14 protein-coding genes are annotated in these 15694 nt (G+C 35.3%); 4 read left to right on the plus strand and 10 right to left on the minus strand.

Going from position 1 to position 15694, the window contains the following annotated elements; genetic code table 11:
* Window positions 1-5 precede the first annotated feature (5 nt).
* From ACK1U5_RS12000 to ACK1U5_RS12020, 5 genes are all read right to left on the minus strand, one after another.
* Window positions 6-725 (minus strand): (Fe-S)-binding protein, encoded by a 720-nt coding sequence (locus ACK1U5_RS12000; RefSeq protein WP_000869150.1) that lies wholly within the window; start codon window positions 723-725, stop codon window positions 6-8.
* Between the two features lie 168 nt (window positions 726-893).
* Window positions 894-1583 carry a FadR/GntR family transcriptional regulator gene (locus tag ACK1U5_RS12005; RefSeq protein WP_254904472.1) on the minus strand — a complete coding sequence of 230 codons (690 nt, stop codon included), beginning with the start codon at window positions 1581-1583 and terminating at the stop codon, window positions 894-896.
* A gap of 382 nt (window positions 1584-1965) precedes the next feature.
* Window positions 1966-3366 (minus strand): sensor histidine kinase, encoded by a 1401-nt coding sequence (locus ACK1U5_RS12010; protein WP_000494817.1) that lies wholly within the window; start codon window positions 3364-3366, stop codon window positions 1966-1968.
* 3 nt (window positions 3367-3369) lie between these two features.
* Complete coding sequence (locus ACK1U5_RS12015; RefSeq protein WP_001046400.1) at window positions 3370-4041, minus strand: response regulator transcription factor; 672 nt, start codon at window positions 4039-4041, stop codon at window positions 3370-3372.
* Window positions 4034-5008, minus strand: coding sequence for a YncE family protein (locus ACK1U5_RS12020; RefSeq protein WP_001234144.1), 975 nt, complete (start codon window positions 5006-5008; stop codon window positions 4034-4036). Before ACK1U5_RS12020 ends, ACK1U5_RS12015 begins: the two co-directional genes overlap by 8 nt.
* Before the next feature lie 127 nt (window positions 5009-5135).
* On the opposite strand from ACK1U5_RS12020, the gene ACK1U5_RS12025 reads away from it, so the two are divergent.
* From ACK1U5_RS12025 to ACK1U5_RS12040, 4 genes are all read left to right on the plus strand, one after another.
* Complete coding sequence (locus ACK1U5_RS12025; protein WP_001999325.1) at window positions 5136-6260, plus strand: CdaR family transcriptional regulator; 1125 nt, start codon at window positions 5136-5138, stop codon at window positions 6258-6260.
* Between the two features lie 117 nt (window positions 6261-6377).
* Window positions 6378-7790 carry a glycolate oxidase subunit GlcD gene (glcD, locus tag ACK1U5_RS12030; protein WP_000890754.1) on the plus strand — a complete coding sequence of 471 codons (1413 nt, stop codon included), beginning with the start codon at window positions 6378-6380 and terminating at the stop codon, window positions 7788-7790.
* A complete protein-coding gene (locus ACK1U5_RS12035; protein ID WP_050964622.1) occupies window positions 7787-9115 on the plus strand; it encodes a (Fe-S)-binding protein in 1329 nt (442 codons plus the stop codon). The genes glcD and ACK1U5_RS12035 overlap by 4 nt, the downstream gene beginning before the upstream one ends.
* A gap of 465 nt (window positions 9116-9580) precedes the next feature.
* Window positions 9581-10408, plus strand: a complete 828-nt coding sequence (locus ACK1U5_RS12040; protein ID WP_000747588.1) for a CAP domain-containing protein — start codon at window positions 9581-9583, stop codon at window positions 10406-10408.
* Window positions 10409-10445: 37 nt separating this feature from the next.
* Here ACK1U5_RS12040 and ACK1U5_RS12045 read toward each other — a convergent pair whose 3' ends face one another.
* The 5 genes from ACK1U5_RS12045 to ACK1U5_RS12065 form a co-directional block, all read right to left on the minus strand.
* Complete coding sequence (locus tag ACK1U5_RS12045) at window positions 10446-11051, minus strand: DUF1648 domain-containing protein (RefSeq protein ID WP_000598995.1); 606 nt, start codon at window positions 11049-11051, stop codon at window positions 10446-10448.
* Window positions 11052-11142: 91 nt separating this feature from the next.
* Window positions 11143-12066, minus strand: coding sequence for an RluA family pseudouridine synthase (locus ACK1U5_RS12050; RefSeq protein WP_069605224.1), 924 nt, complete (start codon window positions 12064-12066; stop codon window positions 11143-11145).
* Between the two features lie 100 nt (window positions 12067-12166).
* Window positions 12167-12583, minus strand: a complete 417-nt coding sequence (locus ACK1U5_RS12055) for a hypothetical protein (RefSeq protein ID WP_000490301.1) — start codon at window positions 12581-12583, stop codon at window positions 12167-12169.
* 101 nt (window positions 12584-12684) lie between these two features.
* Window positions 12685-14877: an MMPL family transporter gene (locus ACK1U5_RS12060; protein WP_069605223.1), complete on the minus strand. Its 2193-nt coding sequence runs from the start codon at window positions 14875-14877 to the stop codon at window positions 12685-12687.
* A 110-nt stretch (window positions 14878-14987) separates the two neighbouring features.
* Window positions 14988-15635, minus strand: a complete 648-nt coding sequence (locus tag ACK1U5_RS12065) for a phosphatase PAP2 family protein (RefSeq protein ID WP_001035520.1) — start codon at window positions 15633-15635, stop codon at window positions 14988-14990.
* Window positions 15636-15694: the final 59 nt, after the last annotated feature.

The raw sequence follows: 15694 nt of genomic DNA on the forward strand, positions 1-15694 counted from the left end.
CCCCTTCATGAGCGACTATTCAGTACCTCAGCAATATGCATTACTTTTACTTCTTTTCCTAAACGCTCAATACGTCCGCCAATGTTTAACAAACACCCACAATCTGCACCGATTAAATAATCTGCACCTGTTTCCATTACACTATCTACTTTTTCGTCTACCATTTGCTCAGAAATTGGAGTCATCTTAACTGAAAACGTTCCCCCAAACCCGCAACAATTTTGCACATTTGGCAAATCTCTCACAGTTAATCCTTTTACATTTGATAATAAAATTCCTGGTGCTTCTTTTATTCCAAGCATACGTGTCATATGACATGATTTATGAATAGTAGCGACCCCTGGTAAACTTGCACCAACATCAGTAACCTTTAAAACATCCACAATAAACTGTGTAAATTCATAAGTTTTATCAGCAACTTTTTGTGCACGTTTAGCCCACTTTGGATCATCTTTGAAAACATGTGGATACTCATGAAACATTGTCGCACAAGAACCAGATGGCGTAACAATATATTCTGCATCTTCGAAAGTTTCAATCATATGTTTCATTGCTTCTTTTGCTGCTTCTACATGGCCGCTATTATAAGCAGGCTGACCACAACAAACTTGCGCTTCTGGAAATTCAATTTCACAACCTAAACGCTCCAACACTTCAACCGTTGCTTTACCGACATTTGTTTCAAACATATCGACTAAACAAGTAACAAATAAAGTAACTTTCATAACTATTACTCCCCCTTTTTACAACTTCACCAACAAACATATGGTCATCAGATGACTAAGCAGAGAAGAAATAGGCTCAACCATGGCCTATCCTCTCCCTCTTCTAAAGAAAACGCTTACTTAATCTTTCTCTATTTTATCAGAAAATTAAATTTTTAAAAGATTAAATTACGAATTTATATCGTTTTTACCTGTGACAATATGTTCTACATTTGTTAAGTGATCTAGCATTGCTTGCTGCGCTAATTCTACATCTTGTTTTAACACCGCATCATATATAACTTGATGCTCTTCTATAAGTCGTTCTGATGTCGTTTGTTCACCATATAAAATAATGCGTCTTGATTCACCAATCGTTTCAGCAATCATCTCTGAAACATGATTCATGAGTTCAAGCAAAATGCTATTATGCGAAGACTCTGCAATTCCCATATGAAATTGAAAATCGGCTTTTTCGCCAGCCTTTTCATCTCCAATGCTCTTTGCCATTTCATCTAACCAATGTTTCATATTTTGTAAATTATCTTCCGTACGTTTTGCCGCCGCTACTCGAACTGCCCCCACTTCAAGCACCTTTCGTACTTCTAATAAATTCAAAATATCTTCTTTCTTCATTAATAATCTATTGTTTAATGATTTCGTTAATGAAGAAGAATCGAAGTTCTTCACATATGTACCTTCTCCTTGTTTCATCTCAATTAAGCCCATCGCTCTTAGCGCACTTAGCGCTTCACGAACAGCAGATCTGCCAACTTGAAACTGCTCAGCTAATTGATGCACAGGGAGTAGTTTGTCACCAGGTTTTAACGTACCATTTTTAATCATTGTTAAAATAGCTTCAGATACTTCTTCGTAAATTTTTTTCGGTTTAATAGATTTGTACTCCAGTTAAATCACCTCAGTATCTTCCAAACAACAATTGAAACGATTTATAAGAACTTTGCATCATAACTATTTTAGACCGAATTGATAAGAAGTACAAATGTTTTGTTCATAAAATAGTCAAATTTTCGATATTTATTACATATTAATTTATATTTTTACGTATAAAGTGAAACTTTAATCAGTGAGGGTTTTGTTCATCCCCCACTGATTATTAGCCCTCACCAATCGGGCTTTTACAGGCAGCAGTGCCTCCACCTAACTTCTTTGCTTCCGCTGAATTTTGAGGTGAGGGTCTTACTGACCGGCGAATAGCGGGATAAATATTTTCTTCAATATAAAGAACATGCCCTAAAAATTAGAACATGCCCCCCTCATCCTGTACATTCAGTTTAATAATAACCGTTGTTCCCTTATCTTTTTCACTTTCAATTTTCCACTGTCCACCATGTATATGAACAATTTGTTTCACAATAGCAAGGCCTAAACCTGTTCCACCATGTTGACGACTTCTCGCTTTATCAACTCTGTAAAAGCGTTCCCCAAGATTCTCCAAATGCTCTATATCAATGCCAATTCCTGTATCTTTTATTTTTAATTCACAGTAATCATCGATTTGCTCTAAAGTTATAACGATATTTCCTTTTTGATTTGTATATCGTATCGCATTATCTAACACATTATGAAGCACTTGTTGCATACGATCCTCATCAATCATGACAATGACCTCTGGATTTAAATTGGTTGAAATATGAATTTCCTTTTCTATAAACTTAATCTCATACGTATCTAATACGTCTTCAATCAGCTGTGAAAAAACGATAGGTTGCTTCTTTAACGGAAAGTGCTCACCTTCTAATTGTGCTAAGTCTAACAAGTCATGAACGAGACGCTGCATACGACCTGCTTCTTTATGAATTAGCTGCGTTACTTTTTCCTGCTGAGCTCCCTTTGCAACACCATCTAAAATAGCCTCGCTATACCCTTTTATATAACTAAGTGGTGTTCTAAGTTCATGCGAAACATTTGCTAAAAATTCCTTACGCTTTACATCTTCTGTTTCTAATGAATTTGCCATTTTATTAAATGCTTTTCCTAATCGTCCAATTTCATCCTCTGAAGAAACTGTAATCCGCTCCGAAAAATCTCCCGTAGCCAAATGATTTGCAACCCGCTCCATTTGCGAAAGTGGCTTCGTAATTGCAATTATAATTTTTCTTCCAACCCATATCGTAATTAAAATCATAGCAATTGCTAACGGTGCTAAAATAAGACCCATATCATAGATTAAATCTTTTATACTTTTTAAAGGAATATACGAATAGACAATTCCGACTAATTTTTTATTTTCCAATACAGGAATGACAACCCCCATAATATTACGGTCAAAATGTTCTTCATATCCTATTTTTGTCACAGTTTTCCCATCTAATAGCGTTTGCCTATCTCCTTCACTTATAAGAGAATGATGATGCACATCAAAAGGCAAACATGCGCTTAAATCACGCGGATTAGATACGAAAATAACGTCTGAACTAGATATTTGATCAAACGATCTTACTTTCTCTTCAAAAGTTGATATTCCTTCACGCTTATCATATTGAGCAGCAAGATTTTTCCCTTCCATTACTAACGAAGTTTTTAAATTATCAACGTATAACTTTTCATACGAGTATAAAGATACGAAATAAAGAAAGGACACTGTTACACATACTGCACATACTACTGTAAGCCAAAGTTTTTGTACCATCGTAAACATATGTTACACCTCAAATTTATAGCCTACACCCCAAACAGTTTGAATGTAGTTTCCACTTTCTCCAAGCTTCAAGCGCATCGTTTTCACGTGCGTATCTACTGTTCTTGTACTTCCGGCATAATCATATCCCCATACCTTTTCAAGTAATTGCTCCCGGCTAAATACTTGTCCTGTATGCTGACAAAGAAAATATAGTAAATCAAACTCTTTTACAGTAAGAGAAATCGACTCACCATTCGCCTCAATTCGTCTGCTTTTTTCATTGATAAGAATTGGTCCAAATTGAATCTCTTCTTGCTGTTCTTGCTTTGTATATCTTCTTAGTACAGCTTCCATACGGGCAACCAATTCACCAGGACTAAACGGTTTTACAATATAATCGTCTGCTCCCATACGTAAGCCATTCACCCTATTCCACTCTTCACCTTTTGCGGTTAAAAATATAATCGGCACATCTGACGTTTTTCTAATTTCTTTACAAACTGAAAGTCCATCCATTTCTGGCATCATTATATCTAATACAACGAAATCATAATGATCCGTTTCTAGTTTTTTAAGAGCCTCTTTTCCGTTTTCAGCTTCTCCCCACTCATATCCAAAGTTATCCAAATACATTCCAACAAGCTGCCTCATATCACTTTCATCATCTACAACTAGCACTCTATATTTATTCATTGTCCTTCCCTTCCCTCTCTATGAGTTGAAACGGTCCTTTTCCGACTTTAATTGTTTGTTTTATTTTCATACTCTTCATATCCATGACGCACACTTCATCACTATCATAACTTGCTACATATCCTTCTGCTCCGCTTTTCAAAAATGCAAATGGATTTGAGCCTATTTCAACGGAAGCTACCTCTTTATACGTACTAATATCAAATTTTCTAAGCATATTCGAACCGTGGCTTAATGCATATACGTACTTATTATCTTTCGTTATGTTCACAGGCATAAATGGAGCGTGTAAAGAACGTACCATTTCACCGCTCTGTAAAGAATACACTAATACTTTCTCATTCACTTGATTTCCATCACCATGCCCGCCAATCCATATTTCTTTCCCATCAGGACTAATCGTCGCTCCTGTTGATGCTGGCGGAATCATAAAGGATTGAACAACTTCTTTTTTCTTCGTATCAATTGTCTTTAGTTTCGTATCATAAAAGTTTAGTACAGATAACCGATTCTGATACTCTACCATCGTTATAGGCCCTTTTCCTGTTGAAACATTTCCTGTCTCTTTCCCATTTATCGTAAAGAACCTTACCTTTTGAACATTTTGATCAGCAGCAAATAATTGTTTTTTATCTGCTGATACGACCACATTTACAATGCCCTTTCCAGTTTTATATTTTTCCACTTGCCTTCCTTCCGCTAGTGAATATACATACATATATTCTAATTGCTTACCGTATACAAGTATTTCATCGCCATTTGGAAGCAGTGTGATTCCAGCCATTGGCTCATTTAGTTCCCATGTCGTAATTAACTTTTTATCTTTTTTATCAATAAAACTAATACTGCCTTCTTTTATATTCGTAGTTATAATAACATTTTTATCTTTAGCAATTGGTGTATATGAACTTCCTTGACACCCTACTAATAGAAATAAAAAACAGAGAAGAAAAACATACTTTCTCAAAAGATTCCCTCCATCTTCAGATGATTTCGTTATAATTGTAAAATAACAAATAAATGTGTGGAAAGTGTGAAATTCCCCTTTCTTACTCAATTTACATATATAATGTACAACAAATAGAATTTGAGGTGTGTCAATTATGCTATTTCCTGATTTAGCGAATAAAATTGTACGAGAAGTACGCAGACTAATTACAGAAAATATAATTATCATTAATATAGAAGGCGTTATTATCGCAAGTACAGATACAGAAAGAATTGGCCAATTTCATGAAGGTGCACTCCGCTGCGCTAAACAAAAGAAAACCGTCATCATTACAAAAGAAGATGAAAGGCGATTGCAAGGTGTAAAGGCTGGGATGAATCTTCCTCTATTATTTCATGATGAAGTAATTGGTGTCATTGGGATTACCGGAGAACCTGAAAATATTTCACGCTACGGAGAAATATTGCGTAAGATGACCGAATTATTAATTCATGAAAACTACTTTTTAGAGCAATTAGAACTTGAGCACCGTTCTTATGAAGCTTTTGTCTTTGATTGGCTTCAAAATACAGAGTGGTCCCCGAGTTTTCTTGATCGTGCCAAAACACTTGGCATTGATTTATATAAGAAAAAACAACTTGTTTTGTTTTCTATTGGCAAAAATGACACAATGCTCCAGCGTAAAATATGGCAACATGTACGAAATATTTTAACAAAAGAGCATCTATTTGTTCGCTGGGGAAATGATCGTTTTATTTTATTTACAGCGATGAGCTCCAAAGAACAAACTTATCAGTTTTTAAAACGGTTAAAACAAGACTGCGAAGCTTTATTTTCTATTCCTTTATATATCGGGATTGGGCAAACAGTTACCCCAAACAATATGAACATATGTTACGAACAAGCATTACGTGCTCTTTCTGTATCATTGGAAACGAAAAAAATTGTATTTAATGAAGATTTACGTTTAGAAATGTGTTTACAAGATATTTCTGCCGAAACGCGTGAACAATTTCTAGAGCGTACCATCGAAAGCTTACTATCATCTCCTGAGCTTATGCACACTTTACGCTTATTTATCGATTATAACCAATCTTATAAACAGACAGCTAAACAATTACATATACACATTAACACCTTACATTATAGGCTAAAAAAGATTGAAGAACATACAGGACTTGATCCAAAACAATTCAAAGACTTAAACGTTTTATACTTCGCACTCCTCCTATTAGATAATCATACAAAAAAGAACGATAAAACAGATTAATCTTTAGATGATTATACATAGAAAGAATCCCTCGACTTTTTTATCATTATAATGAAAGCACTGTTACCACGTTGTTTATTATAACTAAACACGTTAACAGTTTGAGGGGGATTTCCAATGTTAGAAAAACAAATTATTCATTCATTCGTATCTATTGTTGGCGAAGATAATGTAGATACATCCAATATGGGGCGTTTAACTTATAGTTATGATGCCACTCCAAACTTCCAAGCAATGCCTGATGCAGTCATTGCTCCTCGTAATACAAATGAAGTAGCTGAAGTGTTAAAAGTATGTAACACTCACAAAATTCCTGTGTATGTGCGCGGGTCTGGAACAAATCTTTGCGCAGGAACATGTCCACTTGAAGGCGGTATCGTCCTTATTTTCCGCCATATGAACAATATTTTAGAAATTGATGAAGAAAACTTAACAATTACTGTACAAGCTGGTGTCATTACACTTGATATTATTAAAGCGGTAGAAGAAAAAGGTTTATTTTATCCACCAGATCCAAGCTCGATGAAAATTTCTACAATCGGCGGTAATATTAATGAAAACTCAGGTGGATTACGCGGTTTGAAATATGGCGTAACACGTGATTATGTAATGGGGCTTGAACTTGTCTTACCAAATGGTGATATTATTCGCACTGGTGGTAAATTAGCAAAAGATGTAGCTGGTTACGATTTAACTCGTTTATTTATCGGTTCTGAAGGAACACTTGGCGTGGTAACAGAAGCCATATTAAAACTTGTTCCTATGCCTGAAACAAAGAAAACAATGCTTGCATTATATGAAGATATTAATGAAGCTGCACGTGCTGTTTCTTCTATTATTGCAAATAAAATCATTCCAGCAACACTGGAGTTTTTAGACCAACCGACAATTGAAGTAGTAGAAGAGTTTGCACAAATCGGTTTACCTACAGATGTAAAAGCAATTTTATTAATCGAACAAGACGGTCCACCCGAAGTAGTCAATCGAGATATTGAAAAAATGGCTAACGTTTGTCACTCTATGAATGCAGTTGATGTTCGCGTTGCAAAAGATGAGACGGAAGCAGATGCGCTTCGTACCGCTCGCCGTAGTGCCCTATCAGCGCTCGCACGATTAAAACCTACTACAATATTAGAAGATGCAACTGTACCACGTTCACAAATAGCTCCAATGGTTGAAGCTATTAATACCATTGCAAAAAAATATAATATTCCTATTTGTACGTTTGGACACGCTGGTGATGGTAACTTACATCCAACTTGTATGACAGACGCTCGTAATGCAGAAGAAATGCACCGAGCTGAACAAGCTTTTGCTGAAATATTTGCGAAAGCAATTGAACTTGGTGGCACAATTACTGGTGAACATGGTGTTGGTGCGATGAAAGCTCCATATTTAGAAATGAAATTAGGTAAGGAAGGTATTGCAGCTATGCAAGGAATAAAGCAAGCTTTCGATCCAAATAACATTATGAATCCTGGAAAAATGTTCGCGAAAGACACCCGAAAAAGAGTGGTGGTTGAGCGATGACGACATTGAATAAAGGAAATATTCAAAAAGAATTTAAAGAACGATTAAGTGAAGATGAATTACTAAACTGTATGCGATGCGGTTTTTGTTTACCTACTTGTCCTACCTACATTCAATCCGGATATAAAGAGTCACATTCACCGCGCGGACGTATCGCATTAATGAAAGCTGTCGTTGATGGTTTAATCGAACCAGATGAAGATGTTGAGAATACATTAAACGTTTGTCTTGGTTGCCGTGCTTGTGAGCCTGTTTGTCCATCTGGTGTAAATTATGGGCATTTATTAGAAGAAGCTCGTGATATTATTAATCAAAATAAAAAATTCTCGGTGCCAGTGAAAGCTGTTCGAAAAGTCGTTTTTGAAGGATTATTCCCCCATCAAAATCGAATGAGAACATTAACTGGACTAATCGGATTTTATCAACGTTCTGGTTTACAAACGCTAACACATAAAACAGGGATTATGAAGTTATTCCCCGAAACACTTGCAACGATGGATCTCGTTTTACCAAAAGTCCCTAAAATGAAAGCGATGAAAGATCGTCCTTCATTTTTACCTGCAGAAAGTACAAAGAAAAAACAAGTTGCATTCTTCACAGGCTGCTTAATGGATACGATGTTTTTAGAAACAAATAACGCAACGATGAAACTTCTTCAATTAGCTGGTTGTGATATCGTTATTCCGAAAACACAAAGTTGCTGCGGTGCATTGCATGGACATGCTGGTGAAAAGAGTGGAGCAAAAGAATTAGCAAAGCGCAATATAAAAGCATTCGAAGACTTAAACATCGACTATATTATTACGAATGCAGGTGGTTGCGGAGCTTACCTCGTAGACTATGATTATCTTTTAAAGGATGATCCGGATTGGGCTGAACGTGCTAAGCAGTTTGTTTCTAAGATTAAAGATATTACTGCTATACTAGTAGAACTAGACTTCCATAAGCGAACTGACTTACGACTCACGCCGCAAGTTATTACGTATCAAGACTCTTGTCATTTACGCAATGTTATGCGCACATCTTCTGAACCTCGTATGTTACTAGAGGCTATCCAAGGTGCAACATATCGAGAAATGAAAGATGCCGATCGTTGCTGTGGCTCTGCTGGTATTTACAATATTGTTCATTCAGAGTTATCAATGGAATTTCTAGATTACAAAATGGACCGTGTGCATGAAACAGAAGCAGCAACCATTGTTACTGCAAATCCAGGTTGTTTATTACAAATGAAATTGGGTATTGAGCGAGAAGGGCTTTCTCATAAGATAAGAGGAATTCACATTGTGGATTTATTATTAGAAGCAATTGAAACTAACTCGTAATAACTCGTAACATACGTAATAATAGGAAAACGGCTATCTCCTTCGTCTATGTAAAGAGATAGCCGCTTTTTTGTCTGCTACAACATTAAAAATATGTTACTTTATTATAAAAAAGAACAACAGAAACATTACAGTTTTGTAAAAATCAATCCATTATATTCCTCAAAAAATCGCTCAAACCATTGATACAATAGGATTCTTCATTTTCTATTTAGGTAACTTTATCCAAAAACCCCCTCTTAAAACCAAGTATAAAAACACTATAAATTCCTTTTATACTCTATATTTCTCTTATTTTTGCTCCCTCCTTCTCTTAGGATAAATTAGGTAATTTTAAAGTCTATGAATTTTTTTCCATCTTTTTTCTCGCAAATTGTATGCTACGATGAATTTGTCAGTCAGACAGGCTGTCAAAAACAAATCGTGTGAAAACAAATTAAAACTTTATATAGGGGGACACACATCATGAAAAAGCGTGTTTTATTATCTGTAGCTGCTGCAACAGCTCTTACTTTAGGAGTATCTTCTCTAGATGCACAAGCTGCAACAGTACAACCATCTAACTTAAAGGTTCAAAATATTCAGCATTCAAAAGTGATGATGAAACAAATGAGCCAACAAGAATTACAAGCATTCTTACAATCTATGGGAGTTGAATCATTAGCACAATGGCAACAAGGAAACTTCCAACCAAACTGCTTCATTCCTGGTCAACAACCTACTGAAAATGTTGTAACTGAGCAACCAACAGCTAAGCCAGAAACTCAAAAGCCAGTTGAACAAAAACCAGCCGAGCAAAAGCCTGCTGAAGAAGTTCAAAAACCAGAAGCTCAAAAACCTGCTGAAAACAACAATACTCAAAAACCTGCTGAACAAAAACCAGCTGAGCAAAAGCCTGCTGAAGAAGCAAAATCTTTAAGCGAGTTCGAACAACGTGTTGTTGAATTAACAAACGCTGAGCGTGCAAAACAAGGCTTACCAGCACTAAAAATCGATACTGAATTAAGTAAAGTAGCACGTATTAAGTCTGAAGATATGCAAAAAAACAACTACTTTGATCATAACAGTCCTACATACGGATCTCCGTTTGATATGATGAAGAAATTTGGTATTTCTTATACATCTGCAGGTGAAAACATCGCTCAAGGCCAACGTACACCTGAAGAAGTAGTACAAGCTTGGATGAACAGCGCTGGACACCGTGCAAACATCTTAAATAACGGCTTCACTCACATCGGTGTTGGCTATGTAGAAAGCGGCAACTACTGGACACAACAATTTATTACGAAATAAATAGATTAAAAGAGTCTTCTCATGAGAAGACTCTTTTTTAAGTTTCATAGCTTTCTATTATGTATGAATAGAAAATATATAACATAAACAACATAGATCCACAGCTTATTACACTAAGCAATACATAAAATCCCCACTCTAAGTTCAAAAACAATGAAAACAATATACCACATGCCATCACTTGAAAAATTCGTCTACTTACTAAACGAATTTTTTGTAATTTAATTGGATCTTTTTCTTTGCCTTTTATTTTCTTAAATTCTTTACTCAGCATAAAAAGAAACATACTAATCCCAATCGTTAATCCTGTTTGAAAGGATATCAAATCCCCAAAATTAATAAAGAGGATAAGCATATGAATAAACAACATAAATAACGTAATTTTCTTTATAAATCCGCCTATAATACCATGCTCTCTTTCATTAAACTTAAATATATTATGTGAAATAATATACAAAAATCCATATGAAAAAATAATAAAACAAGGAATAAATGCTACAACAACTTGTTTACTCATAAACTCGTTTGGCTCACCATTTACATTCCAATGTACTGCCATACGATTTGGTAAATAGGGATAGAGAAATAGAGTAAGTAAAAGACAAGCGAAAAATATTCCAAGTACATACTTATATTTGATCAAGTGATTCTCACCTCTCTTTTCTCTTAACGGCTTCGCTTCTTTTAGAGAAATCCCTGCAAAAATCTACTTTTTTCAAGTTAAAACTTATACTTTACGCATTTTCTTTTTGAAATTCTTTTATTTTTTTATTTAACTTTGTAGGAAACGGCACATCAACTTCAATTGCTTCTTTCGTAATTGGATGCAAGAAATTTATCTTCATCGCATGCAATGCTTGACTGGACATATATTTTGTTTGTCCACCATATAATACATCCCCAACTAGTGGATTACCATTATGACTCATATGAACACGAATTTGATGTGTTCTACCCGTTTCTAATTGTAACGTTACGAAAGTCGTGTTTTGCTTCTTAAAATACTTTTCTACTTTATAATATGTGATAGCTTGGTCACCTTTTGGAGAAATACGATGCCTTGTAGCATGATGGCGATCCCTTCCGATAGCAGCATCAATCTTTCCTTGTTTCTTCTTTACTTTCCCTTCAACGAGCGCTGCGTACGTTCTTTTAATTTTTCTTTCCATTAATAGACGATCCATAATTGCACCAGCAATTCTATGCTTAGCAAACACGACACCACCTGTCGTATCTTTATCTAAACGATGAATATGACGCACCTTCGTCTCTAAACCTTGCATTTGAAAATGAAAAGCAACAAGATTTGCAAGCGTCCCGGTTCCACCTTTTTCAGCAGGGTGTGTGTCCATTTGCTCTGGTTTATTTACGATAAGTACGTGATCATCTTCGTATACTACATGTAATTCACCATATTCTGGATCTACACCGTACTCTTCCTCCGCAAACATATGGACTTGTAACTTATCGTTCTCTTTTAAAAGCTCATTCCATCTTCTTTGTTCCCCGTTAACCGTAACACCTTTTTCCATACGAAGCTGATGTAATAGCTTTTTCGGTATTTCCCATTCTACTTTTAATACCGATTCAATACTTATACCATTCCATTTAGCTGGAACGATAATTTCACACCATTCGCCCTTTTTCTTTGTTTTCATACTGTTTATCACCTTATTTCTATTGATTCTCTCATTGTAACGGAAAACACACTTTGATGCACTGTCAAAAATAGAGGACAGTCTTATAATAGACTGCCCCTCAAGCTCTAAGTCTTTTCATTTCTAATAATACTTCTTCAGCTTTTTGTTCATACGATAAATCCTTAAAGAAATCCGCCAACCTTTTATAATCATTGTAAGCATCTAATAAATCGTCCATCTTTTCTATTTTCATCACTTGTTGTTTTTGTTTCATTTTTACTGGATAGCGATAACCTGATACTTCTTGTATTTTGTAATACTCATCCTCTACTTGAACGACCTTTACAAGTTCTTCCTCTTCTGCATCCATCGTATACCCGTCAAATTCTCTAAGTAGTTCATAAATGATATGAGTCCATTCATCTTTTGGATAAAATCCTTTTTCTAACCGATAACCGACAATGCGATACATATGCCCATCGTTCTCAGCAAACTGTACTGTATCATTTAACTTAAACTTAAAATAACGAAACATTGCCTTCACCTACTTATTATGTAATGTTCTTATCACATACTATTTGCAAAATGTAGGCTTTGCTATTCATAAAAAATGCTCATCATATTGATGAGCATTTTTTACGATGCTTTTTCTCGTTTTTTTCGAAATGGTAACCACCAGTTCCAGTCTCCAAATAACTTCATTAAGCTTGGTACGAGCATAAGACGAATAATTGTTGCATCAAGAAATATTGCTAATGCAACGCCAAGACCCATCTGCTTTACTGGTAAAATATCAGTAAATGCGAATGCACCAGTTACAACAATCATTATTAAAGCAGCTGATGTAATGATTCTACTTGTTGAAACGAGCCCTTCTAACGTTGCTTGATCGTTATCTCCTGTTTCTTCATAGAGCTCATGAATACGTGAAATAAGAAATACTTCATAATCCATACTAAGCCCAAATACGAGGCCAAAAATGAAGATTGGTAAGACAAACAGAACCGGACTTGCTTCTAAACCGAAATGACCACCTTCAAATAACCAAACAACAATTCCAATGGTTGCACTTAAACTAAGTATATTCATAACAATTGCCTTAATTGGAATGAGTATAGATCGGAATGCAAATAATAATATAACAAAGGTCGATCCAAATATAACAGACATACCAATTACAACTTTATCTTTAATTTCATCTTCTAATTCTTGTTGAAACGTCGTCATTCCGCCTAGATAATACGTAACATCCGTTTCTTTATAGTTCTTTTTAAAGTCACGTACCCACTGTTTTGCAGTCTCTGTACGTGGTTTTGTTTTCAAAAAGATTTCTATCGTCGTCTTATTCCCTTGCGTGTATGCTTCAAATACAGGAGTTAGTTTCGCTGATTCTGGCGACTGCAATATTCCAACAACTTGATTTGCTTTCATTCCAGTTAACCCGTCGTATAAACTTCTTACTTCATGTACTTTCTTATCATCTTTTAACTTTCGAACGACTTCTTCTATCTTTTGTAGACTTTCTTTTTCTTTCATATCTTTTTTCGTCTCTACAACTAACGTAACATCAGCGTGTGTTTTGACAGTTTCATTAAATGCTTCTTCATACTTTTCATATGCAATCCTTGTATCACTCTTTTCAGGTAAAGCTTCAACACCAGGGAACTGCAAATTAGCTGTACGTAACGGTAATAAGCAAATAACAATAAATGTTGTAACAACAATAATCATTGCAATTGGATGTTTCATCACAAATTGTGCAAATTTACGCCATGCTTTTGCCGGCGTATGTGCTACTTGATTCTTTTTTAATATTCTTTTACCTATTAACGATAATAGTGCTGGAAGAAGTGTGAGTGAGAATAAAATGCTCATAATGACAACAATCATTCCGCTAATCGCGACAGATTGAATATAATCTATCTTAAAGAAAAACAAACCGGATAACCCAACAAATACGCATAATCCTGAAAATACAATCGCACGTCCTGCCGTTTGATATGTAATTGCTATCGCTTCTTTTACCGTTCGTTTAGCAACTTCCTCTCGAAAACGGTTCACAAATAATAGCGCAAAATCAATAGATAATGCAAGTCCAATCATCGGCGCAACGTTTAACACGAAAATAGATAGTTCTTTATCAACACCGATGAAATACAATATCCCCATCGTACTAATAACACTAAGCGCCCCATTCAAAATCGGTAAAATTGATGCCAAAAGACTACCAAACGAAAATAGTAATACAAGAAACGCGATTGGTAATCCAATCATTTCTGCTACTTTTAAATCATTTTGCGTTCTTTCATTAATCTCTTGATTAATTTTCGGAAATCCTGTAGGTGTTACTTTTAATGCTACATTACTTTCTTTCTCAATCTCATCAGCAAATTGTAATGTCTTTTCCATTCTTTCTTTATTTGTTTTCCCGGAAAATAAAATTGTCGCATAACCGATGTCATCTTGTAGCATTTCTTTATTTTGGATTGGGTGATGGAAAGATTCATAGCTCTCTTTCTCTTGAACATTCTTTACAATTTCATCTATTCGCTTTTTAAATTCCTCATGCGAAGCATCTTTATTTTTCTCAAAAACGAGCAGTAGCGTATCTTGAGACTTCTTAAAATCTTGATCTAAAATTTCTTTTGTTTTTTGATAGTCGCCTTCCGTTTGGAAACCGTCACCACCTAATACTCCCGGTAACTTTGGAGCAAAAATCCCAAGTGCGATTGCGAGCAACAGTAACGCTACAATTACTGTATAACGAAACTGATACAAAAAGGTTCCTAACTTCCCCCACTTATCAACTTTATGTACGTTTGTCTTCACACATTTTCACCTACTTTAAATAATTCAATTGTCACTTATACTGTATCACATCTTGATATAAACAAAAAACGTCTGGAAAAACTATAATAATAGTTTTTCCAGACGTTTTTCTATCTCTCTTTATTAAACCCTAATCTCTCAGTAAGTAAACGATGGTAGTAAATCGCGATAATTAACAAAATACCACCTACGCAGTAACCAGCTAAAATATCAGTTGGGTAATGTACATTTAAAATGACTCTACTTAATCCAATCGATAGAATTACTATACCCATCAAAATCGTTGTGACACATTTCCCAGCTACGCTTTTCAAATTAGCAGCAATGATATAAGTAAGAAATCCAAATGTCATAATCGATAGCATTGCATGTCCACTAGGAAAACTATATCCAAGTGCATCTAGCGCTTCATTTAATGACGGACGTTCTCTCTTTACAATCTCTTTTATCCCTTTATTCACAAGATGTGTTATTAAAATTCCCATTGGATATACAATCATCGCAGCATAATAACGCTTCTTCCAAAAAACAAGCAAGCTTATGACGAGCGTAGCGACTATCCCAATTGCTGATCCCAATTTTGTAAAGTACGAGAAAAATATAAGAGAACTTTCCGTTTGTAGCCCTCTTACTAATCCACGGACGTATGTATCCATCACTGTAACGCCACCTGCATGTACGCGCCAAGCAACAATACCAAATACAGCAAATAACAAACCGATACACATTACCTCATACTGATGTAACTTCTTATTCAAACGATTTCCTCCTACTATGAAAAAATGCGATTTCTACTTTAGAAACCGCATTTCCTTAC

This window comes from Bacillus sp. XB1 (assembly GCF_053557995.1).

What these genes read in the sequence shown, in the direction of transcription:
- ACK1U5_RS12000 (WP_000869150.1), bottom strand. Translation starts at nt 725, where the DNA reads ATGAAAGTTACTTTATTTGTTACTTGTTTAGTCGATATGTTTGAAACA.
- ACK1U5_RS12010 (WP_000494817.1), bottom strand. Translation starts at nt 3,366, where the DNA reads ATGTTTACGATGGTACAAAAACTTTGGCTTACAGTAGTATGTGCAGTA.
- ACK1U5_RS12015 (WP_001046400.1), bottom strand. Translation starts at nt 4,041, where the DNA reads ATGAATAAATATAGAGTGCTAGTTGTAGATGATGAAAGTGATATGAGG.
- glcD (WP_000890754.1), top strand. Translation starts at nt 6,378, where the DNA reads ATGTTAGAAAAACAAATTATTCATTCATTCGTATCTATTGTTGGCGAA.
- ACK1U5_RS12035 (WP_050964622.1), top strand. Translation starts at nt 7,787, where the DNA reads ATGACGACATTGAATAAAGGAAATATTCAAAAAGAATTTAAAGAACGA.
- ACK1U5_RS12040 (WP_000747588.1), top strand. Translation starts at nt 9,581, where the DNA reads ATGAAAAAGCGTGTTTTATTATCTGTAGCTGCTGCAACAGCTCTTACT.
- ACK1U5_RS12050 (WP_069605224.1), bottom strand. Translation starts at nt 12,066, where the DNA reads ATGAAAACAAAGAAAAAGGGCGAATGGTGTGAAATTATCGTTCCAGCT.
- ACK1U5_RS12055 (WP_000490301.1), bottom strand. Translation starts at nt 12,583, where the DNA reads ATGTTTCGTTATTTTAAGTTTAAGTTAAATGATACAGTACAGTTTGCT.